At 29.6% G+C, this 26494-nt stretch carries 23 protein-coding genes and 5 tRNA genes; 27 read left to right on the top strand and 1 reads right to left on the bottom strand.

What is annotated here, in order from left to right:
* Positions 1-56: 56 nt before the first annotated feature.
* The gene (locus tag BUB01_RS15145) at positions 57-1118 is read right to left on the bottom strand and encodes an HD-GYP domain-containing protein (protein ID WP_072989696.1); all 1062 of its coding nucleotides are present in this window, start codon (positions 1116-1118) and stop codon (positions 57-59) included.
* Between the two features lie 201 nt (positions 1119-1319).
* Between BUB01_RS15145 and purR the strand changes: the two genes are divergently transcribed.
* The 27 genes from purR (at position 1320) to hpt (ending at position 26451) form a co-directional block, all read left to right on the top strand.
* Positions 1320-2135, top strand: a complete 816-nt coding sequence (gene purR / locus BUB01_RS15140; RefSeq protein WP_072989693.1) for a pur operon repressor — start codon at positions 1320-1322, stop codon at positions 2133-2135.
* An 89-nt stretch (positions 2136-2224) separates the two neighbouring features.
* On the top strand, positions 2225-2509 hold the full coding sequence (gene spoVG / locus BUB01_RS15135) for a septation regulator SpoVG (RefSeq protein ID WP_072989689.1): 285 nt from the start codon (positions 2225-2227) through the stop codon (positions 2507-2509).
* 182 nt (positions 2510-2691) lie between these two features.
* Positions 2692-4056, top strand: coding sequence for a bifunctional UDP-N-acetylglucosamine diphosphorylase/glucosamine-1-phosphate N-acetyltransferase GlmU (gene glmU, locus BUB01_RS15130; RefSeq protein ID WP_072989685.1), 1365 nt, complete (start codon positions 2692-2694; stop codon positions 4054-4056).
* A gap of 65 nt (positions 4057-4121) precedes the next feature.
* Entirely contained in the window at positions 4122-5084 is a 963-nt protein-coding gene (locus BUB01_RS15125; protein WP_072989682.1) for a ribose-phosphate diphosphokinase, read from the top strand.
* Positions 5085-5424: 340 nt separating this feature from the next.
* The gene (locus tag BUB01_RS15120; RefSeq protein WP_072989678.1) at positions 5425-6111 is read left to right on the top strand and encodes a response regulator transcription factor; all 687 of its coding nucleotides are present in this window, start codon (positions 5425-5427) and stop codon (positions 6109-6111) included.
* On the top strand, positions 6112-7539 hold the full coding sequence (locus tag BUB01_RS15115; RefSeq protein WP_072989675.1) for a sensor histidine kinase: 1428 nt from the start codon (positions 6112-6114) through the stop codon (positions 7537-7539).
* A 79-nt stretch (positions 7540-7618) separates the two neighbouring features.
* The gene (locus BUB01_RS15110; RefSeq protein ID WP_072989671.1) at positions 7619-8821 is read left to right on the top strand and encodes a S1C family serine protease; all 1203 of its coding nucleotides are present in this window, start codon (positions 7619-7621) and stop codon (positions 8819-8821) included.
* 122 nt (positions 8822-8943) lie between these two features.
* Positions 8944-9510, top strand: a complete 567-nt coding sequence (pth, locus tag BUB01_RS15105) for an aminoacyl-tRNA hydrolase (protein WP_072989668.1) — start codon at positions 8944-8946, stop codon at positions 9508-9510.
* An 87-nt stretch (positions 9511-9597) separates the two neighbouring features.
* Positions 9598-13095, top strand: a complete 3498-nt coding sequence (gene mfd, locus BUB01_RS15100; RefSeq protein ID WP_072989665.1) for a transcription-repair coupling factor — start codon at positions 9598-9600, stop codon at positions 13093-13095.
* Positions 13096-13201: 106 nt separating this feature from the next.
* Entirely contained in the window at positions 13202-14167 is a 966-nt protein-coding gene (locus BUB01_RS15095) for a peptidylprolyl isomerase (protein WP_072989662.1), read from the top strand.
* A 266-nt stretch (positions 14168-14433) separates the two neighbouring features.
* Entirely contained in the window at positions 14434-14988 is a 555-nt protein-coding gene (spoVT, locus tag BUB01_RS15090; protein ID WP_072989657.1) for a stage V sporulation protein T, read from the top strand.
* A gap of 140 nt (positions 14989-15128) precedes the next feature.
* Positions 15129-16673, top strand: a complete 1545-nt coding sequence (locus BUB01_RS15085) for a putative polysaccharide biosynthesis protein (RefSeq protein WP_072989654.1) — start codon at positions 15129-15131, stop codon at positions 16671-16673.
* Between the two features lie 22 nt (positions 16674-16695).
* The gene (gene yabN / locus BUB01_RS15080) at positions 16696-18147 is read left to right on the top strand and encodes a bifunctional methyltransferase/pyrophosphohydrolase YabN (protein WP_072989652.1); all 1452 of its coding nucleotides are present in this window, start codon (positions 16696-16698) and stop codon (positions 18145-18147) included.
* Between the two features lie 223 nt (positions 18148-18370).
* A complete protein-coding gene (locus tag BUB01_RS15075) occupies positions 18371-18646 on the top strand; it encodes an HU family DNA-binding protein (RefSeq protein WP_072989650.1) in 276 nt (91 codons plus the stop codon).
* Positions 18647-18714: 68 nt separating this feature from the next.
* Positions 18715-18975 (top strand): RNA-binding S4 domain-containing protein, encoded by a 261-nt coding sequence (locus tag BUB01_RS15070; protein ID WP_072989648.1) that lies wholly within the window; start codon positions 18715-18717, stop codon positions 18973-18975.
* Between the two features lie 288 nt (positions 18976-19263).
* Positions 19264-19560 carry a sporulation protein YabP gene (yabP, locus tag BUB01_RS15065; RefSeq protein WP_072989646.1) on the top strand — a complete coding sequence of 99 codons (297 nt, stop codon included), beginning with the start codon at positions 19264-19266 and terminating at the stop codon, positions 19558-19560.
* A gap of 11 nt (positions 19561-19571) precedes the next feature.
* The gene (yabQ, locus tag BUB01_RS15060) at positions 19572-19964 is read left to right on the top strand and encodes a spore cortex biosynthesis protein YabQ (protein ID WP_072989644.1); all 393 of its coding nucleotides are present in this window, start codon (positions 19572-19574) and stop codon (positions 19962-19964) included.
* Between the two features lie 84 nt (positions 19965-20048).
* On the top strand, positions 20049-20324 hold the full coding sequence (locus tag BUB01_RS15055; protein ID WP_072989641.1) for an FtsB family cell division protein: 276 nt from the start codon (positions 20049-20051) through the stop codon (positions 20322-20324).
* Positions 20325-20389: 65 nt separating this feature from the next.
* Complete coding sequence (locus tag BUB01_RS15050) at positions 20390-20794, top strand: S1 domain-containing RNA-binding protein (RefSeq protein WP_072989638.1); 405 nt, start codon at positions 20390-20392, stop codon at positions 20792-20794.
* Between the two features lie 216 nt (positions 20795-21010).
* Positions 21011-21099 (top strand) — tRNA-Leu (locus BUB01_RS15045).
* 8 nt (positions 21100-21107) lie between these two features.
* Positions 21108-21183 (top strand) — tRNA-Met (locus BUB01_RS15040).
* Positions 21184-21191: 8 nt separating this feature from the next.
* Positions 21192-21268 (top strand) — tRNA-Met (locus tag BUB01_RS15035).
* Between the two features lie 8 nt (positions 21269-21276).
* Positions 21277-21353 (top strand) — tRNA-Met (locus BUB01_RS15030).
* A 21-nt stretch (positions 21354-21374) separates the two neighbouring features.
* A tRNA-Leu gene (locus BUB01_RS15025) sits at positions 21375-21463 on the top strand.
* Positions 21464-21945: 482 nt separating this feature from the next.
* Entirely contained in the window at positions 21946-24342 is a 2397-nt protein-coding gene (spoIIE, locus tag BUB01_RS15020; protein ID WP_072989635.1) for a stage II sporulation protein E, read from the top strand.
* Positions 24343-24488: 146 nt separating this feature from the next.
* Positions 24489-25898 (top strand): tRNA lysidine(34) synthetase TilS, encoded by a 1410-nt coding sequence (gene tilS, locus BUB01_RS15015; RefSeq protein WP_072990184.1) that lies wholly within the window; start codon positions 24489-24491, stop codon positions 25896-25898.
* Position 25899: 1 nt separating this feature from the next.
* Entirely contained in the window at positions 25900-26451 is a 552-nt protein-coding gene (hpt, locus tag BUB01_RS15010) for a hypoxanthine phosphoribosyltransferase (protein WP_072989631.1), read from the top strand.
* Positions 26452-26494: the final 43 nt, after the last annotated feature.

The raw sequence follows: 26494 nt of genomic DNA, 5'->3' as shown, positions 1-26494 counted from the left end.
TTCCTCTTTTTGAGTTGAATAACATATATGGGGTGAATTGTGCCACTATAAAAACCTTATAATATATCTCGGATTATAAGATTTTTTTCTTTTGCCAGATCTATTAGCTTACCGTTCATTTCAATCCAAGGATTTGGTATATTGTTTATATCAATCTTTATTATTTTACCAAGTTCTCCTGTGTTTAATTGAACTATTTCGCCTATATAATAGTTTAGAATATTATTTATAAAAAGTGAGGCTATAGCAGGATCCAATTTCCCAAATATCTCATATTTTATGCTATCAAGAACATCCAAAGGACATAATTTACCTCTATAAACTCTATTAGAAGTCATAGCATCAAAAATATCTGCTATAGCAACTATCTTTGCAAATAGTGGTATTTTATCTGATTTTATACCAAGTGGATAACCTGAGCCATCTTCCCTTTCATGATGAAGAAGAACAGCCAGAGCTACCGATTTATCTAAGAAGGGAATCTTTTTAACAAGCTCATAACTATATTGAGCATGGGTGTTGCATATAGCTCGTTCTTCTGGAAGAAATGCACCAGGTTTGTTCAAAATCTTGCTTGGAATTTTACATTTACCTATATCATGAAGCATTCCAGAGTAAGATAATAAAATAATATCCTGATTGTCCAATTTAAGCCATTTGCCTATTAGAGCCGAAAGTGAAGAAACATTTAATGAGTGTCTAAATAGGTATTCATCTATTTGCTGGCCTTCTATTATATTTTTGATAACTGGACCGCTATCATTTAATTCTTTTAACATGGAATCACAAATATTTCTAACATCTATCATATCTATTAAATCGTTTTCCTTGGTCTTTTTAAAGATATTTTCAGTAGCTGTTGAGAGTACTTTGAATTTCTTTTGAGACTTTTTTAATCTAACTGAATTGCGATTTTCAAAAAGTTTTTTATTTTCTGGATTATTTTCATCATAAATATATATGTAATTTAATGGATAATTAGTTTTGAGTTTTTCTATTAATACAGGTGTTATTTCGATGCCACCATTTAATAATTTTATTCCATTTATAATAATGTCTTTAGCTAAAATCATTCCTGGTTTTAAATCGCTAGGATTTAATTTTGTTATAAGTTCCATAGAATTATCCTCCTACAATAATTAAACAATACATACTTTTGTATACATTATTATAAAATTATTGAAAAAAACTTTCAACAAAATAAGAAAATATTAGTTAAAATTATTGCTATTGGGTATAATATTGAATAAAATATGAATAATAAGAGTTTTTTTTATCTTAAAGTTCGGGAAAATATAAAGAGATGTAGGTGATTGTTTTTGGAAAAATTAAGCAGAAATAGTAGGGTTGTAGCCATTACTAAGATATTATTAGAAAATCCCAATAAAGTTATAGGTTTAAATACATTTTCGGATTTATTAAATGCAGCAAAATCTACAATAAGTGAAGATATTGTAATTGTTAGAGAGGTATTAGAAAAGCTATCTATGGGAAGTGTAGAGACCATAGCTGGAGCCGCTGGTGGTATAAAGTTTATAAGTGCAATGGCTGAAGAAGAAAAAAAGAAGTTTGCGAGTGATCTCTGTGAACTTCTAAGTGATAAGAGTAGAGTTGTGCCAGGAAATTTTATATATGTTACTGATATTATGTTTAATCCTAAAATAATAAGCAGGGCAGGTGTTATATTAGCTTCATTCTTTCAAAATAAGGGTGTAGATTATGTAGTTACTGTAGAGACAAAAGGTGTTCCATTAGCATATGAAGTAGCAAAAAATTTAGGGGTTCAATTAGTTACTGTAAGAAGAGATAGTAAGGTAACAGAAGGATCTACTGTTAATATTAATTATGTATCAGGAAGTTCTGGTAGGATACAACAAATGTCCTTATCTAAGAAATCTTTAAGGCCACACTCAAAATGTATTTTTATTGATGACTTTATGAAAGGCGGAGGAACTGCTAAGGGTATAACTGATCTTTTAAATGAGTTTGATTCTGAGCTTATAGGAATAGGAATATTAGTAGATAATAAGGAATCGACTAAGAAAATGGTAACAGAATATGTTTCAGTTGTTGAAATAAATAGTGTAGATGATTTTGGAACTGTAGAAATGAAACCTTCAAAATTCTTTGAATAAAAAATTTTCAAAAAATTTAAAGAAAAAAAGAGGAATTTAATCTTATTTATAGAAATATATTATCATTAAGCAACTGGAGGTGTAGTGAAGTGCAAATCACAGACGTTAGAATCAGAAAGATAGCTTCTGAGGGCAAAATGAAGGCTATAGTATCAGTTACCTTTGATAATGAATTTGTAGTACATGATATCAAGGTTATAGAAGGTCAAAACGGATTATTTATTGCTATGCCAAGTAGAAAAACTCCTGATGGAGAATTTAAGGACATAGCTCATCCAATAAACACTGATACTAGAGAAAGAATACAAAATGCTATTTTAGATGAATATGAAAAGGTTAAAAATATTGAACCTTTACAAGAAGTGCAAGAATAAAGATAAGAGGAAGGTAAACCTTCCTTTTATTTTTTTGCACAAATTTAATATAATCAAATTTAATATAATATTGAAATAAATTAATTAATAAAATATAATAGAATAGGTATATGTATGATGGGCTATTGCAAATTAAATTGTATAGCTCATTTAATAAATGTTTATCATAATGAGGTGAAAGTATGAATAAATGTGCTATAATATTAGCAGCGGGACAAGGAAAAAGAATAAAATCAAATTTACCTAAAGTTTTACATAAGGTTTGTGGAAAAGAAATGGTAAACCATGTTATTGATACTATGAGAGCAGCGGATATTAACGATGTTAATGTTATAATTGGTAAAGGTGCTGAACTTGTAAAAGAAAGAACAACAGAGAAAAAAGTTAGTTATTCATTACAAGCAGAACAATTAGGAACAGGCCATGCTGTTAAATGTGCAAAAGATTTTCTAAATGGCAAGTCTGGGATAGTGGTAATATTTACTGGTGATGCTCCTCTAATAAAAAATGAAACTGTTGCTAATCTTGTAGATACTCACATAAAAGAATCAAATAAGGCTACTTTATTAACTTCTATTATAGAAAATCCAACAGGTTATGGAAGAATAATAAGAAAAGATAATAGTGTAGAAAAAATAGTTGAGCATAAAGATTGTAATGAACATGAGATAAAAGTAAATGAAATAAATGCAGGAATGTATTGTTTTGATATAAAAAGCTTGGTCAATGCATTAGATAAACTTTCTAATGATAATGCGCAGGGCGAGTATTACTTAACAGACGTTATAGGAATACTTAAGAGCGAGGGAGAAAAAGTAGGAGCTATGGTTACTGAGTTTGAAGAAACTATAGGTGTGAATTCAAGATCTGAATTAGCTGTAGCTGAGAAAATATTAAGAGATAGAATTAATAAAAAACATATGGATAATGGAGTAACTATAATAGATCCTGCATCTACATATATAGGCATAGATGTAGAAATAGGTCAGGATACTATAATATATCCTAATAATGTTATTGAAGGAGATACTTTAATAGGAGAAGACTGTATTCTTTATCCAAATTCAAGAATAGAAAATGGCAAAATAGGAAATAGTGTTTCAATACAAAGTTCTGTTATAGTTGATAGTTCGGTAGGAAATGAAACTACAGTAGGTCCATTTGCTTATATTAGACCAGAATCTACAATAGGAAACAATGTTAAAATTGGAGATTTCGTTGAAATCAAAAAAGCTTCAATAGGCAATGATACTAAAGTATCTCACTTAACATACATAGGTGATGCCGAAGTTGGAACAGGCTGTAACTTTGGTTGTGGAACAGTTGTTGTAAATTATGATGGCAAGAAAAAATATAAAACTATAGTTGGAAATAATGCTTTCATAGGTTGTAATACAAATCTAGTTTCACCAGTAGAAGTTGAAGATAATGCATATATTGCAGCTGGTTCAACTATTACAAAAAAGGTTCCAAATGGAAGTCTTGCTATAGCTAGGGCTAAGCAAACAAATATTGAAGGTTGGGTTTCAAGAAAAGGTCAAAAGTAAGCTTTTGATATATTAACAAAGGTTAAATTTAAACTTGTAATTATTTTAAGGAGGTCTTCATTGTAATGATAAGTCAAGGAAGAAATATTAAGATTTTCACTGGGAATTCTAATCCAGAACTTGCCGAAGAAGTAGCTAAAATTTTAGGAGTTCCAGTAGGAAAAGCTCAAGTTGGTACTTTTAGTGATGGAGAAATATCAGTAAATATTTTAGAAACTGTTAGAGGTGCTGACGTATTTGTGGTTCAATCAACATGTAGTCCAGTTAATAATAACCTTATGGAGTTATTAATAATGATAGATGCTTTCAAGAGAGCTTCTGCAGGTAGAATAACAGCAGTTATTCCTTACTATGGTTATGCTAGACAAGACAGAAAAGCTAAATCAAGAGACCCTATTACAGCTAAGTTGGTTGCAGATATATTAACATCAGCTGGTGCAAATAGAGTTTTAACAATGGATTTACATGCAGCACAAATTCAAGGATATTTTAATATTCCAGTGGATCATTTATTAGGAGCTCCAATTTTATCTAAGTACTTCTTAGAAAAAGGTTTAGGGGATAGAGATGACGTGGTTGTAGTATCACCTGATTTAGGATCTGTAACAAGAGCAAGAAATTTTGCGGAAAAATTACATGCACCTATAGCTATAATAGATAAAAGAAGACCAAAAGCTAATGTTTCAGAAATTATGAACATAATAGGTGAAGTTAAAGGTAAGGTATGCATACTAATAGATGACATGATTGATACAGCTGGAACTATAGCAAATGCAGCAAATGCACTAAAAGATTTAGGAGCTAAGAATGTATACGCTTGTTGTACTCATGGTGTTTTATCAGGACCAGCTTTTGAAAGAATAAATGATTCAGCTATAGAAGAATTAGTTATGTTAAACACTATATCATTGCCAAAAGATAAAGATCTTAGAAAGACTAAAGCATTATCAGTAGCACCACTTTTAGCAGATGCTATAAATAGAATTTATGATGATGAACCTTTAAGCAAGTTGTTTGAAGGACTATAAGATAACATATAACAAGTGAGTTCCTATTATTGAGTTAGTAGGAATATAATACAAAATTAAGTTTAAGCAAGTAAATCGAAAATTTGAATTTTTACTTAAATTCAAATCTTTGAGTCTAAAATTTAGGTTTTTAATTAAAAAAGTCAGCCTTTAAGGCTGACTTTTTTAGAATTATTTAAGGTAAGCTTGAGATACTAAGTAATAGTTGGAAAAATTAATTCTAAACTTTGAACTATTTTTAATTAAGGTGAATAATTTGTAACATTTTCACAAAAGTATATTAAAAGGTTAAATAGTTATGGTAAATTAAGAATATAAATATTTATTAGGAGTGATACAAATGGAAGGTATAATGGGAAAAGTTCTTATTGTAGATGATGATGAAAATATATGTGAAGTTATAAAAATGTATTTAGAAAATAGCAATTATGAAACAAGGGTAGCTAAAGATGGAAAGATGGCTCAGGAATTATTTTTAGAATATAAACCAGATTTGGTTGTTTTGGATGTGATGTTACCACATATAGATGGATTAGACGTTTTAAAGTGGATTAGAAGAGAAGGAGAAACCCCAGTTATTATGCTAACTGCAAGGGGGGAAACTTTTGACAAGGTATTAGCTTTAGAGATAGGTGCAGATGATTATATGGTAAAGCCTTTTGAACCAAAGGAACTTATAGCTAGAGTTAAGGCTGTAATGAGAAGATATACAGTGGATTCAACTAGTAAAGAAACACTGCAATTTAATGATTTGATTATAGATGCTAATTCTTATGGAGTTACATATAAGGGTGAAGAGGTAAAAATGCCTCCAAAGGAATTTGAACTTTTATATTATTTAGCCCTAAATAAAAATAGAGTATATACAAGAGAACAACTTCTTTGTGAAGTTTGGGGTTATGATTATCCAGGAGATTCTAGAACTGTAGATGTCCATGTAAAGAGACTTAGAGAAAAACTTCAGGGTGGATTAAGTTGGCAATTAGAAACAGTATGGGGTGTAGGTTATAAATTTGAGGTGAAGTAAATGAAAAAAAATAGTTTAGTTGCTAAGCTGTTATTTACATTTACGCTTATTATAGGAATAACCTTTATAATTATAGCAAGTGTGCTTTCTGCTTGGTTTGAGGATTATTATTTTGAACAAAGAAAAGGTGAGTTTGATATTCAAGCTAACATAATAGAGAAAGCTGTGGGGGAGCAGATTTACCGTAATCCAAGACAATATACTTCAAGTGATTTGAATAGCATTCTGAGTATAGTTTCTAATTCTATACAGTCAGATATATTATTAACAGATAGTTATGGGTATATATATCGAGTTACTAATCCAGCTCATAGTAATTTGATACCTAAGAAATTAGACATTAAAAATATGGAAGAGCTTAAGTTAGGTAACGCTATAGAGGAAAAAACTACTGAAAATAAAATGTTTTCAGGAAATCAATATATATATTACAAACCAGTAATGTATAATAATATATTTAGGGGAGTAATTGTTATGATTACACCTATGGAAAAAGTTAAAGAGCCACTTAAAAAAGTATATTCAATAATTTGGACGACTGCAATTATAGCATTGGCTGGGTCTACCTTTATAATATATTATTTTTGCCAAAGGATATTGATAGCACCATTAGCTAGTATTAATTTAGCCGCAAAAAGGTTAGCTAAAGGAGAAATAGGAAATAGAGTAGTTATAAATTCTAATGATGAAATTGGAGAACTTGCAAATTCATTCAATGTTATGGCCGACTCAATAGAAGAGGTAGAACAAAATAGGAGGGAGTTTATTTCTAATGTATCACATGAAATAAGATCTCCTATAACATCTATAAAAGGGTTTATAGCTGGTATTTTAGATGGAGTAATACCTAAGGATAAGGAAAATTATTATTTAGAAATTGCATATAATGAAATTCAAAGACTTACAAGATTAGTTAATGATTTATTGGATTTATCAACTATGCAAGCGGGTAAATTAAAACTTGATTTTACTGAGATTGATATAAATGGAATAATAAAAAATTGTGTAATAAGTACAGAACAAAAAATTAAAGAAAAGAAAATAAATGCAGAGGTTGTACTTGAGAATCAACATCTTTTTGTAATTGGTGATCGAGATAGACTTATACAGGTTATGACAAACCTTGTTGATAATGCCATAAAGTATTGTAGTGAAGGTGGAAACATAAAAGTAACGTCAAGAGCTAAAGGGAACAAAGTATGGATTGATGTATTTAATACAGGTTCAGCTATTTCTGAGGATGAAAAAAAATATATTTGGGATAGATTTTATAAATCAGATAAATCTAGGACAAATAAGGTTAGTACTGGATTAGGCTTGCCTATAGTGAGACAGATATTGACTCAGCATGGTGAAGATATTTGGGTAGAAAATAAGAGTAAGGATTCAGGTGTTGTTTTTACGTTTACTTTGAAGAGGTCATTATAGGTATGGCATTTTGAGAAACATTCAATATAGTTTATTATTAGGTTTTTATATGCTTAAATAGTTCGCAGGAGGTTGGTTAATGGAAAAAGACAGAAAGATAATTAGAGAAGTTATTAAAAAAGTCAAGCCAAAAGACTCTAATGAAGATTCTGGAAGCATAAAAATAAAACAGAACAGAACTAAATATAATATAAAAAAATCTTTTAAATTAATTAGTATTGTTCTTATAGCAACACTTTCTGGAGCAGTTGGAGGAGTTTATTTTATTCAAAGAAAATACGGAAACAATATTTCCATGGGAAATAAAACAATATTTCAAGTAATTAATAGAAATGACACTGCTATTTATGATGAAAGTATTATAAATAAGGCTATAAAACAAGTAGCGCCGAGTATAGTTAGCATTGGTTCAGATAAGAAAAATATGGAGCTTGGTAATGAAAGCGAATTAAATGGTAGCGGAGTGATAATAAAAAATAATGGGTATATAGTGACCAATTATAGTCTTGTGAATAATAACCAGGATATATTTGTTAAATTGTCTGGAGTAGGTTCGAAACCATTTAAAGCAGAGCTTATAGGGAGTGATATAGTTTCGGATTTGGCAGTTGTAAAAATAGATACTAATAATCTACCTGTAGCCAAATTTGCAGATACAGATCTTATAAAACCCGGTGATCAAGTTATAGCTGTGGGAAACTCCGAGGGCGATGATTATATAGGTTTTGTAACATTTGGGGAAGTAAATTCAAAAAATAAAAAAATTGAAGTGGGTAGAGAAGAGTCGGCTGATAAGAAAAGTTATAAAGTTATACAAACTAGAGCTATAATAGAACATGGAAATACAGGAGGAGCTTTAGTAAATGTAAATGGAGAAGTAGTTGGAATAAATAGCAGGACATTAACTCAAAAGTATCTTAAAAATAGTAGCTTTGGATATGCTTTAGAAATAAAAGAAGCTCAAAAGATAATAGATTCTATATTGAATTATGGAAAAGTAAAGAGAGTAAGACTTGGGTTTGATGGAGCAAGCATAACATCTAAGAAAGATGAAGATATAGAGGGTGTATATGTAAAGAATGTAGAAAGAAACGGAAGTGCAGCTAAAGCTGGTATGAGACCTACTGATATAATAGTAGAAATTGATGGGAAAAATGTTAAAAAGCTAGAAGATATATTATCAGCTTTAGATTCTCACAAAATAGGTGATACAATTCCATGTAAGGTTTTAAGAGATGATGAGAAGCAAGATTTATCAATAGTGCTATTAGAAAATAAATAAAAATTTACCTGTTATAATGACAGGTAAATTTTTATTATTTGTAAGGTACTTGTAATAACTATAATTAAACATATATGATATAATTAAAATTAGATTTTTATTACTAAAATGGAGGGCGGATAATGTTTTTAATAGTAGGACTTGGTAATCCAGGGAAAGAGTATGAAAATACTAGACATAATATAGGTTTTGAAGTAATAGATTATTTAGCTAGCAAGTATAATATTGATATAAATAGGGAAAAATTTAAAGGTGTGTACGGCGATGGGTATATAGGTGGTGAAAAGGTTATACTTTTAAAACCTACAACATATATGAATCTTTCCGGAGAAAGTATAAGGGAAATAAAGAACTTTTATAAAATAGAAAATGAAGAGATTATTATAATATATGATGACATAAGTTTAGACGTTGGTAAGCTTAGGATAAGAGCAAAGGGAAGTGCTGGAGGTCATAATGGAATAAAGAGTATTATTTCAAATTTAAACAGTGATGTTTTCCCAAGGATAAAGGTTGGAGTTGGTGCTCCAGAGCATGATTTGGTATCTCATGTTCTTGGAAAATTCACAAAGGAAGAAAATGAAATTCTAGAGAAATCTATTAAGGCTTCAGTAGATGCTATAGAAGTTATAATAAAAGAAGAACTTCAAAGTGCAATGAATAAATTCAATGGATTTTCAGCGAATTAGTATATATTCAAAGATAATAGACCAAGTAGGTGTCTATTATTTTCTTCGTATATCTAAGCTTTTTAGTTAGAAAGGGTGTGGAATTGTATGAGACTTGAAGGATTAATTAATCCACTAAAAGAGGATTTGAAATTTAAGCAAGTTATTGAAAACATACAAGATAGAGAATTGCCTGTTGGAATATTAGGACTTTCAGAATCAGGTAAAAGTTATTTTATTAATGCTATATATGAAAAACAAGAAAAGTCTATAGTTATAGTTACTCATAGTGATGTAGAAGCTAGAAATATTTATGAAGACTTAAATTTATATATGACAGATGTGTATTATTTTCCTACTAAAGAAGTGGTATTTTATAATATAGATGCTATATCTGGAGACTTAAGGTGGGCTAGGCTAAAAGTAATAAAGGAAATGTTAAACTCAAGAAGAAAGGTAATAGTAACTTCTATAGAGGCATTTTCAACTATATATACTCCAATAGAGTTATATAAAAGTCACAGCTTTTCTTTAAAAGTAGGAAAAGAGATTGATCTTAGAGAGCTTAGTAAAAAACTAGTAGAGTGTGGATATGAAAGAATGGAAGTAGTCGAAGGAAAAGGGGAATTTTCTTTAAGGGGGGGGATACTAGATGTGTTTCCTCCTCATACATCACATCCTTTTAGAATTGAACTCTTCGGAGATGAGATAGATTCAATAAGAAGCTTTAATGTTGAATCTCAAAGAAGTATAGATAAGGTTAAAAGTATAGAAATATTTCCTGCTAAAGAGATTATCTTAAGCGATGAAGCTATAAATAAAGCTATAAATAAGATGCAAAAAGAACTTGAAGAGATAATGAAATCTTCAAATGACAAGGAACGCATAGTTAAGATTAATGAAACAGTAAATAAGAATATAGAGGCTATAAAAGAAAGCTGGAGTTTTGAAACTATAGATAGTTATATTAATTATTTTTTTGATAAACCAGCTACCTTTTTTGACTATGTTAAAGATTTTCTTGTAGTAGTTGATGATACACAAAGATGTAAAGGTAAACTTGAAAGCGTAGTATATGAATTTGAAGAGAATTATTCTGCATTCTTACAAAGAGGTAATATACTGCCTTCGCAAGGAGAATTAGTTATTAGCTTGGATAGAATCAGAGCGGGGTTTGAACTTGTGGATGTCATTACATTAAATAGCTTTGAGAAAAATAATGATTTTTTGGGTGATATTAAACAGTATAATTTCTATCAAACGACTAGTAATAATTATCATGGGCAGCTAGAACTATTAATAGATGATATCAAAAGCAAGAAATCTAAAGGATATAAAACATTAATACTTTCAGGTACAAGGCCGAGAGGGGAAAGATTGGTTGATACGCTGAGAGATAGGGGTGTAGAAAGCAATTATAGGGACAAAGTTGATAATATAGAGTTTGGAGAGGTAGTTATAACCTTTGGAAACCAATTGAAAGGATATGAGTACCCAGATCTTAAACTTTGTGTAATATCAGATAAAGAGGTTTTTGGAGAAGCAAAAAGAAAAATTTCTAAAAAGCAGAACAAACAAAAAGGTGTTTCAAAAATAAAAAGCTTTGCAGAATTAAAGCAAGGTGATTATGTTGTTCATGTAAATAATGGTATAGGTGTATATAAGGGAATTAAACAAATAGAGGTAGAAGGTCATAAAAGAGATTATTTAGATATTGAGTATTCTAAAGGTGATAAGCTTTATGTTCCTGTAGATCAGTTAGATTTAGTACAAAAATATATAGGTTCTGAGGGAAAGGCACCAAAGGTTAATAAACTTGGTGGAACTGAATGGCAGAAAGCAAAGGCAAAGGTTAGAAGTTCTATAAATGAAATCGCAGAGGACTTAGTTAAATTATATGCGGCAAGAAGTACACTTAAAGGGCATAAATTTTCAAAGGATACAGAATGGCAGAAACAATTTGAGGATGAATTTCCATTTGAAGAAACACCAGACCAATTAAGTTCGCTAGAAGAAATTAAAAAGGATATGGAATCAAATAAGGCTATGGATAGGTTGCTTTGTGGAGATGTAGGGTATGGTAAAACTGAAGTTGCTGTAAGAGCTGCATTTAAGGCTGTAATGGATGGCAAGCAGGTAGCTTTTTTAGTTCCTACTACAATTTTAGCTGATCAGCATTATAAAAACTTCAAAAAAAGGTTTTCTGATTTTCCAGTTGCTATAGATATGATAAGTAGATTTAGGACTACAAAACAGCAAAAGGAAACGTTAAAGGCTGTCAAGGAAGGGAATGTAGACATACTTATAGGAACACATAGATTAGTTTCTAAGGATATTCAATTTAAGGATTTAGGTCTTTTAATAGTAGATGAAGAACAACGTTTTGGGGTAACTCAAAAAGAAAAAATAAAAAATATAAAAAAGAATGTAGATGTTTTAACTTTGAGTGCTACACCTATCCCAAGAACACTTCATATGTCTTTAACTGGAGTTCGTGACATATCGGTTATAGAAACACCTCCAGAGGAGAGGTATCCAATTCAAACTTATGTTGTAGAACAAAATGAACAACTTATTAGGGATGCCATACTTAGAGAGAAAAATAGAGGTGGGCAAGTGTTCTTTGTTTATAATAGAGTAGAACATATACAAGGAATGGCTAGTTTTTTACAAAATTTAGTTCCTGAATGTAAGATAACTGTAGCTCACGGACAAATGACAGAAAGACAATTAGAAACTGAAATGATAGCTTTTATGAATAAAGAAGCGGATATTTTACTGTGCACAACTATAATAGAAACAGGTATAGACATACAAAATGTTAATACTATGATAATATATGATGCGGATAAGATGGGATTATCTCAACTTTATCAGTTAAGAGGTAGGGTTGGTAGAGGTAATAAAATAGCCTATGCATATTTCATATATCAAAAGGATAAAGTACTTACAGAGATAGCAGAGAAGAGGTTAAAGGCACTTAAGGACTTCACTGAACTTGGTTCGGGATTTAAGATAGCTATGAGAGATTTAGAAATAAGAGGAGCTGGAAATATGATGGGGTCAGCCCAGCATGGTCATATGGCTTCTGTTGGATATGATTTATATTGTAGAATGTTAGAGGATACAGTAAAGCTTATAAAGGGTGAAATAGAGCAAGAGCCTGTAGAAACAACTATAGATATAAAGGCGGATGCTTTTATAGATACTGATTTTATAGAAGACGAAACTCAAAAGATAGAAGTGTATAAGAAAATAGCTGCAATAGAAAATATAAAGGACTACATGGAAGTAAAGGATGAATTAGAAGATAGATTTTCTATTATACCAAGGCCAGTATATAATTTGATGGATATTGCGTATATTAAGAGTAAGTGTAGGCTCTTAAATATAGAAGAAGTAAAAGAGATGAATGGGCAAATAGTATTTAAATTTCAAAGTAGAGAGAGAACAGATAAAGTTATATTTAAAAGATTATTAGAAGAATATAAAAACAATATAGTTTTTAAGTTTGGAGATAAACCATACTTTGCTTATAGAATGAGGGACACAAGGTCTGAGGAACTTCTAGAAGTATTTAAAAAGTTTTTAGATGAGTTAACATAACTTAAATAATTTACAAATTGTAAATTGAATTCTGTATAATAAATTGATATACTAAATATTAGCTGTAATCTTATAATATGTTAAATAAAAGAAATGAGGGAAAGAGATGAAAAATGTTAAGAAAGTAGTTGTAACTGCTATAGCAGGAGTTCTTATGTTCTCTGTTTTCGGTTGTGATATGATACAAAAGACACCAGAGGCAGTAAGAAAAACAACAGTAGCAAAGGTTGATGGGGACAAAATAACTTTAGGCGAAGTAGATGATAAGATGAAACCACTTATAGAACAGATGAAAAGTCAATATGGTGATAAGTATGACCAAAATCAAGAAGCTAAAGATGCATTAGCAAAGCAAAGAAAAGATATATTAGATGGTATGGTTAATGAAAAGGTAGTGATTAAAGAAGCTGCAAAACTTAAAGTAGGTCAAGATAAAGCTGATGCGGATAAGTTTGTAGATGAGAGAATAAAGCAAGTTAAAACTGCTTATGGAAATGATGATAAGAAGCTAGAAGAAGCTTTAAAAACTAATGGAATGACTATGGATACATTTAAGGAATATATGAAGAATCAATATATTCAACAAAAATTACAAGAATATATAGGAAAAGATTTAAAAGTTACTGATGCAGAAGTGGATAAATATTATGAAACAAATAAAGAACAATACACAAAAGATCCAGGTGCTACAATATATCATATAGTAGTACCAACTGAAGATGAAATAAAAAAAATAAAAGAGGAATATGATAAGGGAGCTAAATTTGAAGACTTAGCTGCTAAATACGGAACTGATGGAACTAAGAACACTGGTGGAAGTTTAGGCTTTGTACCATTTAGTACGGATAAAATGGATAAAGACTTTATGGCTGCTGCTAAGAAGTTAAAAGAAGGAGAAGTATCTGGTCCGGTAAAATCTCAATTTGGATGGCATTTAATAAAAGTTGCTAACGTTAAGGATAGTATTAAACAAAACTTATTAAAACAAAAGGAACAAGAAGAAACAACTAAAAAGCTTGAAACTTGGAAAAAAGAATTAAAGGTTGAAGTTTACGAGGATAAAATAAAATAATTTAAATTAAGGATATTGAATGAATTAATATTTATTCAATATCCTTTTTTTGTATTTTTATATAGGTAAATAAGATAATACTTTTGTGAATATAATTTTAAAAAGTAAAAAAGTAAATAAGATAATACTTTTTTATTTTTTATTCATAAATTCAAAAAAATAATCTTATATAAATATAACCAATTCTGTGTATAAAATTTCAAAACTGAAAAATAATATGAATGTAATAAGACAAGTGAAATTAAATCTTTAAGGAGGAACGACTGATGAAAGCTACAGGTATTGTTAGAAGAATTGATGACTTAGGAAGAGTTGTAATACCAAAAGAAATTAGGAGGACTCTAAGAATAAGAGAAGGAGATCCTTTAGAAATTTTTACAGATAGAGAAGGTGGAGTGATACTAAAGAAATATTCTCCAATAGGAGAACTTACAGACTTTGCAAAAGAGTATGCTGAATCTTTACAACAATCTATCGGACATATAGTATTAGTTGCAGATAAAGATGCATTTATAGCAGCTAGTGGAGTTAGTAAAAAGGATTTTTTAGAAAAGAAAGTTACTAATGAGTTAGATACTATTATGGATGAAAGAAAATCTGTTTTATTAGGAACAGGTGAAAGAAAAGTTGTTTCATTATATGGAGAAGAAGACGTAGAAAATAAATATTCATGTCAAGTTATTGCTCCTATAATAGCTGAAGGCGATGCAATTGGTGCAGTTATAATTCTATCAAAGCAATCTGGAGAGATTTTTGGGGAGCTTGAAATGAAGCTTGCTGAAACAGCAGCATCATTTTTAGGCAAACAAATGGAACAATAAACTAGCACCAATACATCTAAACCCTTTAGATTATTGACAACATAAATAAAATATATTCATAATTTTTAAAAAAATATGTATAATACCTCCAACTTTACAATAATAATTAATAGTTATTAAGTAATTTGGAGGTGTTTACAGTGAAAAAACAATCACTTATAAAGGGTAGTTTAATATTAGGTGTAGCAGGTATATTAACTAGATTTTTAGGTATATTTTTTAGATGGCCATTGATTATGTTAATAGGTGATGAAGGGGTAGGATATTACCAAATGTCATATCCTCTATATATGTTTTTTATAGCCTTAGCATCAGGAATACCAATGGCGGTTTCAAAAATAGTTTCTGAAAAAAATGCTACTGGCAAGTCAGAAGAGTCCTTTATGGTTATGAGAGCATCACTTATTATAATGTTAATTTTAGGGACAGGCATGACTATAATGTTAGGTGGGTTTGCAAAACCTATAATAAGTTTTTTAAAGTGGGATCCAAAAGCTTATTACTCTTTATTAGGAATATGTCTAGCACCTATTTTGATAGCTATAATGACAGCTATTAGAGGCTTTTTTCAGGGATTACAGAATATGACCCCATCAGCTATATCTCAAGTTATAGAACAAATAGGAAGGGTTGTAGTGGGGGTTGGACTTGCATTCTTACTTCTTCCTTATGGAATAGAGTATGCAGCAGGAGGAGCTGCTTTTGGTGCAGCAGCAGGAGGCTTTTTAGGTGGTATATATTTATTGTTTAAATATTTAAAAGTAAGACAAGCATATGGAATAAAGAAGGTTAAAAGTAATCCTAAAATAATGGATGAAATTTTAAGGGTTGCAATACCTATATCATTAGGAGCTACAGTTGGAGCGGTTATGAGTTTAATAGACTCTATATTAGTGCCACAAAAGCTTCTACAGGCTGGATTCAGTGCAAAAGATTCTACGATATTATATGCCCAATTAACAGGTAAAGCAACGGTTTTAACTAACATCCCACTGACTTTATCAATGGCACTTAGTATATCATTAATACCAATAATAGCTGAAAAGTTTATTTTGAAGGATAAAATAGAATTAGAAAGAAAGATTGATTCAGCAATGAAGTTTTCATTTGTTATAGCAATACCTTGTTTTTTAGGTCTATACTTTATGGCAGAACCTGTTATGAAGCTTATATTTCCGGGTAGGTATGAAGGGTATACTATATTAAAGTATTTATCAATAAGTATACCGTTTATAATAATGGCTCAAACTACAACTGCTATATTACAAGCTATAGGACATTACATTAGACCCGTAATAAACCTTGTAATAGGCTGTATTGTTAAGATAATATTAACGCTAATACTTGTACCTATACCGACTTTAAATGTTTATGGTGCAGTTGTAGCAACGGTAGGAGGGTATGTTGTAGCATCCATATTGAATATAATTTGTCTTCATAAAGAACTTATGGTTTCGATAAATTATAAGGATGCATTGATTAAACCAGCTTTGGGGGCTTTGGTTATGATAAATATAGTTCTTGTAGTTTATTATAAGTTGTTTTCAATGTATCAAAGTAATGGGTTTGCAACCTTGATTTCTATATTTTGTGGTATTATTATATATATATTGTTAATTGTAATATTAGGTGTTTTTAGTTATGGAGAAATTAAAGACAGATTAAAAAGACCAAAAAAATCATAAAATATCTGAAGGAGAGTGTAAAATGCTTAAGATAATAGGACTAGGACCAGGAGCACCAGAAGCTTTAACTATTGGAGCTTTTAAAGAATTAAAAAGTAATGATAATATATATTTAAGAACTGAAAAGCATCCAACAGTAGAGTTTTTAAAAGAAGAAGGTATAAACTTTAGTACTTATGACTATGCTTATGAAACTTCAGATAGTTTTGATGAAGTTTATAAAAAGATAGCAGAGGATATTTTAGTTAAGGCAAAGTCAGAAAAAGATTTAGTTTTTGCAGTTCCTGGGCATCCATTAGTTGCAGAAAAATCTGTAGTGAATCTAATAGAACTTTGTGATAAAAATAATATAGAGTATAAGATTTTGCCAGCGGTAAGCTTTGTAGATGCCATGGTTGAAGCACTAGAGGTAGACCCTATAGAAGGCGTTAAAATAATAGATGCTTTTGATATGGAGAATCAAATTTTAGATAGAAGAATAGGCACTATAATAACTCAAGTATATAATAACTTTATAGCTTCAGAGGTTAAATTGAAGCTTCTAGAATACTATAATGATGATACTGAAATTTATTATGTGAGAGCAGCAGGAGTTAAAGATCAAGAGGTAGTAAGAAAAATTCCTATTTATGAATTAGATTGGCAAGAAGATATAGATTATCTAACATCCATTTATATTCCTAAATGTGAAAATAATAAAAAAGATTTTTATGACTTTGTGAATATAGTAGAGACATTGAGAAGTGAAAATGGTTGTCCTTGGGACAGAGAACAAACTCATGAGAGTTTGAGAGAATGTCTTATGGAAGAGTGCTATGAAGTTATAGATGCAATAGAAAAGAAAGATGATGCAGGTTTGATAGAAGAACTTGGAGATGTATTATTACAAATTGTTCTTCATGCAACTATAGCTAAAGAAGACGGATATTTCAATTTAAGCGACATAATAGATGGAATAAGTAATAAGATGATAACAAGACATCCACATGTTTTTGGGGATATAAAGGCAGATACAAGTTCAGAAGTACTTGTAAATTGGGATGAGATAAAGAAAAAAGAGAAAGGTTTGTATACTATAACAGATGAAATGAATTCTATAGCAAATGCTTTTCCAGCTTTGGTGAGAGCATATAAGCTGCAAAATAAAGCCAAAAAGGTTGGTTTTGATTGGGATAATGTAGAAGATGTTATGGAAAAAGTAAAAGAAGAATTAAATGAAGTAAAAGATGTATACAATGGAGAAAATAGGGCAATGATAGAAGATGAGATAGGTGATTTACTATTTTCATGTGTTAACGTTGCTAGATTTCTTAAGGTTAATAGTGAATTAGCTCTTAATAAAAGTTCAGATAAATTCCTAAAAAGATTTGAATATATTGAGAACAAAGCTAAGGAAGAAAATAGAAATTTAAAAGACATGACGCTAGAGGAAATGGATTCTTTATGGAATGATGCAAAAAAAACAGAAAAATAGTGTGTTCAAAGAAGGAATTTGACCTTTTATGAAGAATATAATTAATCAGGAATTTAAAATTTGTTGTCATAGTATATAATTTAATAAAAAAGTGCATATAACTATAGACTATATAAAAAAGTGGTTATATAATATGATAATGTAAGTAGTAGTACTTTTATACTTAATTGTTGTACTCTAACACTTATAGTAAATTACTTCAATTTTAAGGAGGATGTAAAAAGTGAATAAATCAGAATTAATAACAAGCATGGCAGAAAAAAGTAAATTAACTAAAAAAGATGCTGAAGCTGCATTAAAGGCGTTTATAGAAAGCGTTGAAGAATCTTTAGAAAAGAACGAAAAAGTTCAATTAGTTGGATTCGGTACTTTTGAAACTAGAGAAAGAGCTGCTAGAGAAGGTAGAAACCCAAGAACTAAAGAAGCTATCCAAATACCAGCATCTGTAGTTCCAGTTTTTAAAGCAGGAAAAGAATTCAAAGAAAAAGTAAATAAATAATTCAATTATTTATAATAGAACCCGGGAATTTCTCGGGTTCTTTGACTAACTATAAAGGGGAGAATCTAATGAGGCTAGATAAATATTTAAAGGTTTCAAGAATAATAAAGAGAAGAACTGTAGCAAAAGAAGCCTGTGAAGGTGGAAGAGTAAGTATAAATGAAAAGGTTGCTAAGCCATCCACTGATGTAAAAGAAGGCGATATTATCAAAATAGTTTTTGGTAATAGAGAACTTAAGGCTAGAATAATAAATATAGCTGAACATGTAAGGAAAGAAGATGCTAAGGCTATGTATGAGATTTTAGAGGGTGAAGAAGATAAAGAATAAGGCTATAAGGGTTACCTGATAGTCTTATTCTTTTTTATATAAATGTTTTAGAAATATTTATAATTATAATATAATACCAATATTTTCAGATGTTATAAATAAAATATAATAATTTTTGAAAAATATTTATATTTTCTATTGGATTAGTATTATTACGTTGTGGAAATAATTACAATAGTATTCATATTAGCATAATGGATGTCCTGTAGTCATATATTCTTAATATAGAAGAATTAATTACAAGAATTCTATTTATATTTAAAATTTCTAACTACAGGGGGAATTAGTGTGGAGAATAAAAAAGAAATAAAACAAGAAGATGTAAAAAGCAATCTAAGTCTAGAAAATAGAAAAAAGTTAAATTTAACAGGCGTAATAGAAGTTTTGAGTTTTGATGATGAAAAAATTCTATTAAATACAGTATTGGGAATGCTTACTGTTAAGGGTGAAGGCTTAAAAATGAATAAGTTAGATGTGCAAAATGGAGATGTAATAATATCAGGTAATGTTTCATATATAGTTTATTCTGGTAGTGAAATTAAGAAAAAGCAAAAACAAAGTCTTTTCTCAAGACTGTTTAAGTAGGTGATAGTATTATGTTATTACCACTTGAAATTCAAATTAGAATAGTTTTATCATCTTTAGTAGCAGGTTTAATTATAGGTGTAGTTTTTGACTTATATAGATTGTTTAGGGGGTTTAGGGTCCCTAAATTAATAATAGTAATAGAAGATATATTGTTTTGGATATTATGTGCTATGCTAGTATTTATTTTTCTTCTATATGTAAATTATGCACTTTTAAGTGTATATGTATACTTTTTTATTCTTATAGGTGATATAATATATTTAAAATTAGTATCACCATATTTTATAAGTGTAGAAAATAAAATTGGAAGAGGTTTTCTAAAAGGCATCAGAGTAGGGTGTAAAAATTTAAGTTATGCTTTTAGAATTGCATTTTTTAATAAAAATTCAAATAAAAAATGAATTTAAAAATATCTTGAATTAATTATCTATACTGTTTAAAATATAGGTAGAATGTATATACTGAATATGAAAAAGGGGTTTAATATGAAGAAGAGGCTTACCCTAAGGAATGTTGTTATACTTGTTTTACTTTGTATTTTTTCAGTGAGTTTTATACGACAAGAAATTGCCATGAGGCATCTTAAAATAGAAATTCAAGAAAAAAGCGGAGAGCTCGATAAGCTTAAAGAGAAGAATGAAAGACTTAAGGATGAAGTTCAAGGAACTAAAACTGATGATTATTCAGAAAAGATGGCTAGAGAAAGACTTGGAAGTATTAAACCTGGAGAAAAGGCAGTAATTAGTTCTGAAAAGAAATAATCACTAAAGATTTGGTTATTATAAAAATAACATATATTTATATTTTAAGGAGGAATCTTTTTAACATGACCTTAATGGCAGGAAACATATTAGAAGGTACAGTGATAAACATCACAAATTTTGGTGCATTTGTGGAGGTTGAAGGCAAAACTGGCTTAGTACACATTTCAGAAGTTGCTGATTCTTTTGTTAAAGATATTAGAGTGCATCTTAAAGAACAAGACAAAGTAAAGGTAAAGGTGTTAGCTATTGATGACAATGGTAAGATAAGCTTATCAATTAAGCAAGCTATGCCAGCACAAAAAAAATCAGTTAAACCAGTTGAGATAGATTGGTCCTCTGAAAATAAAAAGCAAAATCAAAATAACTTTGAAGATATAATGTCAAAGTTTTTAAAAGAAAGTGAAGAAAAGCTTCAAGATGTAAAAAAACATCAAGACTTTAAATCAAAAGGTAAAAAAAATTTCTAATAAAATATAAAAGAAAACTCTTCTAGTGAATTTTAGAAGAGTTTTATTTTAAAGTTATATAAGAATAATGTAGCAAAAGTAAGAAATACGTTGATTTGGAAAATAAAATAGACTTGTTTGTTTTTGTTAGTTAAAAAGTTTGAAAAAAAGTGTTGACATATCTTAAGGTATACCATATAATAAATCTTGTCGCTGAGAGATGCGGCAAAATAATGTGCTTGAGTGGCGGAACTGGCAGACGCACAGGACTTAAAATCCTGCGGTGCTAAAACACCGTACCGGTTCGATTCCGGTCTCAAGCACCACATAATATCGCGGGGTGGAGCAGTTGGTAGCTCGTCGGGCTCATAACCCGAAGGTCGTAGGTTCAAGTCCTGCCCCCGCAACCATAATTTTTGGCGGGATAGCTCAGTTGGCTAGAGCATTCGGTTCATACCCGAAGGGTCGCAGGTTCGAATCCTGTTCCCGCTACCATAAACTTTGGCGGGATAGCTCAGTTGGCTAGAGCATTCGGTTCATACCCGAAGGGTCGCAGGTTCGAATCCTGTTCCCGCTACCAAAGTGCTTAAATAAGCTTCATGCTTGAGTGGCGGAACTGGCAGACGCACAGGACTTAAAATCCTGCGGTGCTAAAACACCGTACCGGTTCGATTCCGGTCTCAAGCACCAAGAAAATTCATACTTAGGTATGAATTTTTTTTTGTCCTTTTTACGTATATGAAAATATAAAACTTTTAAAAGTTAAAAGTTTGATAAAGTTTAAGATAAAATAAATAAGCGTTGTGTAATCACTTTGTTTTGTATAAGAATTTTATATAAGCCCACCTTCTTAGTATATATGCATGTTTTTAGTTTTATTCTAATAAAATTATTTTAAAAAATCACATTATATAAGTAATAGCGACAAAAAACTTAGGTATTTTGGATAAAGTATAAATATAATACTAATTGGATGATATTAACAAATTATTACATTAGCTAAGTTATAGTCGCATAAAAAGAACTTAATCTAATAATGTTAAAAATAAATACTAAATAGAATATTGAGATTTTCTGTCTTACGAAAAAAAATATTCCCTCCACTTTATTACAAATATTTCCAATTGATTTTGGTATAATAATCTTGAAGTTAAGTAGTAGGAGGGATATAGATGCAATATGGAATAGACATATCTACATATAAGAGGATGAATAATAAGAAAAATGAAAAGAAGTTTATAAATTTGAAAGGGAATGTAAAAGAGCTAATTATTGCTACGATTATAGGTTTTTTTGTTACCAGAGTTGTTTTGGGATTAAGTTTAAGTCCTATACAAAGTATAGCTCCATTTGGACTAGCTTTTATGTTGGCAAGTAATTATAAAAATAAAAAGGAATTTGTAGCATCAAGTTTTGGAGTACTTGTAGGATATATTACTTTGTTTAATAAAATAGAAAATATGCCTATGTATTTAATTGCTGTATTAATATTGTTTATAGTGAATAATCTACCTGTTGACATAAAAAATAGAAAAATGATTTATGTAAGTTTTGGCACAATATTTTGTTCTTACTTAGGATATGGATTTTTTGTGAATCATTATTCTCTATTAGCAAACTTAATAAGCTCATCAGTTGAAACTGTTGTAGTATATCCAATATATTACGTAATAAATTATGGTCTTAAATGTATTGATGATATAAATACACAGCATTATTTTACTAATGAAGAACTTATAAGTATATCATTATTAGTATGTTTTATTATTTCAGGTATTGGAGGAATAAGTATACAAAATGTGACTATAAGAAATGTTGTAGCTATAGCATTTGTTATGTTAATTTCATATATTACAGGAGCGGGAACTGGAGCAAGCGTAGGACTTACAATAGGAGTTGTTTTAGGATTTACTTCGGATAATTTCCTATTATATATATCTGTATATGGTGTTTGTGGTATGGTATCTGGCGTTTTCAAAGAAACTGGCAAAATATTGAGTGCAATATCCTTTGTTATGGTGTTTTTGATTCTTATAATTTACTCTAAGGCATTTACTATATACAAGATGGCAGAGGTGTTAGCTGGAGCTTTAATATTTTTAGCTGTACCAAGCAAAATGTATGAAGTTTTTTTAATTGAGTTTGATAATGAAAAAAAGCAAGATAACTTAAATGAATTAAATTTTAATAAGATAAAAAACCAATTAACAAATAGGTTAAGAGATTTTACAGATGTATTAAGTACTATGAGTATAACTTTGAATGATTTAGTGGATAATGAAAAATTATTAATTAAAAATAAGAGTACAGCTATGATTGAGAATGTAGCAGATAGAAGTTGCGGTACTTGTGATATGAAGCACAGTTGTTGGAAGAGAGAATTACATTTAACTTATAATGCATTTTCAGAGCTTGTGAAAGGTTATGAAGAAGGAGAGGACACTTTTCCGCAAGAATTAGAAAGAAAGTGTATAAGGAAATTTGCAGTAATAAAGAATACAGAGGAAATTATTAATAATCATGTTATGAATGAGATGATAAAAAGGAGATTAGGAGAAGGAAGAAAACTTTTAGCATCACATATAAATAATATGGCTATAACTGTAGGGGAAATAGTGGATGATTTTGATAATGATTTAACCTTAGCTGGTGAAATAGAAAGAACAGTTAAGAAGGCATTGATTAAGAATGGTATAAATTTTTATAATGTATTTTGTTATAATGATAAATATGGTCGCTTAAATATAAAGCTAGATATGGATAACTGCCATGGAAGTAATTATTGTATAAAAGATGCACTTCCTGTTATTAATCAAGTTGTAGGAAAGGCTATGAGTGTTTCAGGTGATTCTTGTTTTGTTGATCCAATAACTAATAAATGCAGTGTGCTTATAGAAGAAGCTCCTAAGTATCATATAAAATCTGGAGTTGCTGTAAATCCTAAGCAAGGAGAGAAATATACAGGAGATTCTTATAGCTTTGGTAAAACGAAAGATGGACATTATATGGTGATAGTATCAGATGGGATGGGATCAGGGCCGGAAGCTGGAGCAGAAAGTAAAGCTTGTGTAGAGCTTATGGAGAAATTCTCGGAGGCAGGTTTTGATGAATTGACAGCAATAGATACAGTTAATTCTATTATGGGGATACGATTTAGTGAAGAAGAAAAATTCACAACATTGGATATGCAAAAAATAGATTTATATACTGGTGATTCTAAATTTATGAAGGTAGGTGCTGTAGAAAGTTTTATAAAAAGGGGTAATAAGGTTGAGGTCATAAAATCAAAAACATTACCATTTGGGGTATTAGAAGCAACAGATATAGATATAGTGGAAAAAAAGTTATCTAATGGGGATATAGTAGTAACAATTAGTGATGGTATTTTAGAGCTTGATAGAAGTGAAGAAACAAGTGCAAATTGGCTGTTAGAATTTTTGAGGACCACTAAGATTAAGCAGCCAAAAGATTTATCAATAGCTATATTAGAGAAGGCTAGGGATATTAGTAATGGGCATTGTAGGGATGATATGACGGTTGTTGTATCTAAAGTTATTGCCCTTTATTAAGTACGCAATAAAATAGATTATATTTAGGTATGGCTTAGCCATACCTAAATATATTTATAATATAGATTTTTTGGTTAATAATAGGTTTAGTGAATCTGTTATGATATAATGAAGTATAAATTATATATATGGAGTGTGGTTTGATATTGAAGGATAAGGTTTTAAAATATATAATAGAGAACTCCATGGTTAAACAAGGAGATAAGGTGCTTGTGGCTTTGTCGGGAGGTCCTGATTCTGTATGCCTTTTACATATACTAAATTCGCTCAAAAATGAACTTGATATATGTATATATGCAGCTCATATTAATCATTGCTTAAGGGGTGAAGAAGCTGATAAAGATGAAGGATATGCAAAAGAACTTTGTCGTAAGCTTGATATTAAGTTTTATTCAAAAGCTATAGATATTAACAATATTGCAAATGAGAAAGGTATATCTACAGAATTGGCTGGTAGGGAAGAGAGATATAAATTTTTTAATGAGCTAAAAGATGAATTGAAGCTTAACAAAATAGCTATAGCTCATAATTTAAATGATCAAGCTGAGACAATAATTATGAGAGCTATAAGAGGAACAGGATTGGAAGGCCTAATTGGTATAAGGCCGGTTAGGGAGAACCTATATATAAGACCTATTTTATGTCTAAGTAGAAAAGAGATAGAGTTTTATTGTGGAAAGGAAGATTTAAGACCAAGAATAGATAAAACAAATTATGAGGATATTTATGCTAGAAATAAAATAAGATTGAAGGCAATTCCATTTATTGAGGAGAATTTTAATAAAGATATAGTAAATACTTTAAATAGATTAGCTTATATGTGTAATGTGGATAATGAATTTATAGAGTCTATGGTATTAGAAAGTTATAATAAATATTGCTTAGAATACAATAAGAGTTTAATTATAAAAAAAGATGCATTTAAGGAAAAGGAAGCTTTATTAACAAGAGTGTTGAGGAAAGCTTTGATGAATTTTTCTGGAGTTTGTAATAATTTTGAAATGAAACACATATATGATATAATATCTTTTCAAAAGGGTTCCACAGGTAAAAGTATAAATCTTCCTAACGACGTTAAAGCTATTAATAGTTATGGTGATATTAAGTTAGAAAAAAATAAACCAAATAGATTGAAGTTTGAAGATAAGTCTATTACAATGAAAATTAATGATATAATAAGTGAAACTTTAGATTTTGGTTTAGGTAATGCAAAATATTCAATATGTTTCGAAAAAATAAAATTTGAAAAACATATAAATTTTAAAGATAATGAATTGATAAAATACTTTGATTATGACAAAATTAAAAATGTTATAATTATTAGAAAAAGATTAGATGGAGACAAAATAGTTCCAATTGGTATGACTGGAACAAAAAAAATAAAAGATATATTTATAAATTTAAAAATACCAAAAGATAAAAGGGATGAAATTCCTATAGTAACCTTCGATAATAAAATAGCATGGATTGTAGGTATTAAGGTTAGTGATGAATTTAAAATAAATAAAGATACTAAAAATTTATTAAAAATTAGTTTTTTAAGAAAGGAATTTTAAAATGGAATACAACTTAAGAAATGATATTAGTAGTGAACTGTTTACAGAAGAAGTTATAAGACAAAAGGTTCAAGAAATGGGGAAATGCATAAGTAAAGACTATTATGGTAAAGAACTTGTAGTAGTTGGTGTTTTAAAAGGCTCTGTAGTATTTACGTCGGACCTTATAAAATACATAACTATTCCGTGTGAATTAGATTTTATGGCTGTATCTAGTTATGGAAAATCAACTCAAACGTCAGGTGTTGTAAGAATACTTAAGGATTTAGACAATGATATAGAAGGAAAGCATGTTCTTATAGTAGAAGATATTGTAGATACAGGGATAACTTTAAGTTATTTATTAGATTACTTAAAAGCTAGAAAGGCTGCAAGCATAGAAATTGTGTCTTTATTAAATAAACAGGCTAGAAGAAAAGCAGACTTAAATGTAAAATACATAGGGTTTGATGTACCAGATGAATTTATAGTTGGGTATGGAATTGATTATGCTGAAAAATATAGAAACTTACCTTTTATAGGAATATTAAAGAGAGAAGTATATGAAAAGTAAACTTCAAATTATTGTAAAAAAATATTTGCTGTGGTAAAATTTT

It is taken from the genome of Clostridium cavendishii DSM 21758, from assembly GCF_900141845.1.
Taxonomy (GTDB): domain Bacteria; phylum Bacillota; class Clostridia; order Clostridiales; family Clostridiaceae; genus Clostridium_AG; species Clostridium_AG cavendishii.
The sequence above is the reverse complement of the archived record's forward strand: the minus strand, read 5'-3'. Positions and strand labels throughout refer to the sequence as shown.

Bases quoted from the DNA above. Each gene is read 5' to 3' on its own strand.
- BUB01_RS15145 (WP_072989696.1), bottom strand. From the start codon at position 1,118: ATGGAACTTATAACAAAATTAAATCCTAGCGATTTAAAACCAGGAATG.
- glmU (WP_072989685.1), top strand. From the start codon at position 2,692: ATGAATAAATGTGCTATAATATTAGCAGCGGGACAAGGAAAAAGAATA.
- BUB01_RS15125 (WP_072989682.1), top strand. From the start codon at position 4,122: ATGATAAGTCAAGGAAGAAATATTAAGATTTTCACTGGGAATTCTAAT.
- BUB01_RS15120 (WP_072989678.1), top strand. From the start codon at position 5,425: ATGGAAGGTATAATGGGAAAAGTTCTTATTGTAGATGATGATGAAAAT.
- BUB01_RS15115 (WP_072989675.1), top strand. From the start codon at position 6,112: ATGAAAAAAAATAGTTTAGTTGCTAAGCTGTTATTTACATTTACGCTT.
- BUB01_RS15110 (WP_072989671.1), top strand. From the start codon at position 7,619: ATGGAAAAAGACAGAAAGATAATTAGAGAAGTTATTAAAAAAGTCAAG.
- pth (WP_072989668.1), top strand. From the start codon at position 8,944: ATGTTTTTAATAGTAGGACTTGGTAATCCAGGGAAAGAGTATGAAAAT.
- mfd (WP_072989665.1), top strand. From the start codon at position 9,598: ATGAGACTTGAAGGATTAATTAATCCACTAAAAGAGGATTTGAAATTT.
- BUB01_RS15095 (WP_072989662.1), top strand. From the start codon at position 13,202: ATGAAAAATGTTAAGAAAGTAGTTGTAACTGCTATAGCAGGAGTTCTT.
- spoVT (WP_072989657.1), top strand. From the start codon at position 14,434: ATGAAAGCTACAGGTATTGTTAGAAGAATTGATGACTTAGGAAGAGTT.
- yabN (WP_072989652.1), top strand. From the start codon at position 16,696: ATGCTTAAGATAATAGGACTAGGACCAGGAGCACCAGAAGCTTTAACT.
- BUB01_RS15070 (WP_072989648.1), top strand. From the start codon at position 18,715: ATGAGGCTAGATAAATATTTAAAGGTTTCAAGAATAATAAAGAGAAGA.
- yabQ (WP_072989644.1), top strand. From the start codon at position 19,572: ATGTTATTACCACTTGAAATTCAAATTAGAATAGTTTTATCATCTTTA.
- BUB01_RS15055 (WP_072989641.1), top strand. From the start codon at position 20,049: ATGAAGAAGAGGCTTACCCTAAGGAATGTTGTTATACTTGTTTTACTT.
- BUB01_RS15050 (WP_072989638.1), top strand. From the start codon at position 20,390: ATGACCTTAATGGCAGGAAACATATTAGAAGGTACAGTGATAAACATC.
- spoIIE (WP_072989635.1), top strand. From the start codon at position 21,946: ATGCAATATGGAATAGACATATCTACATATAAGAGGATGAATAATAAG.
- hpt (WP_072989631.1), top strand. From the start codon at position 25,900: ATGGAATACAACTTAAGAAATGATATTAGTAGTGAACTGTTTACAGAA.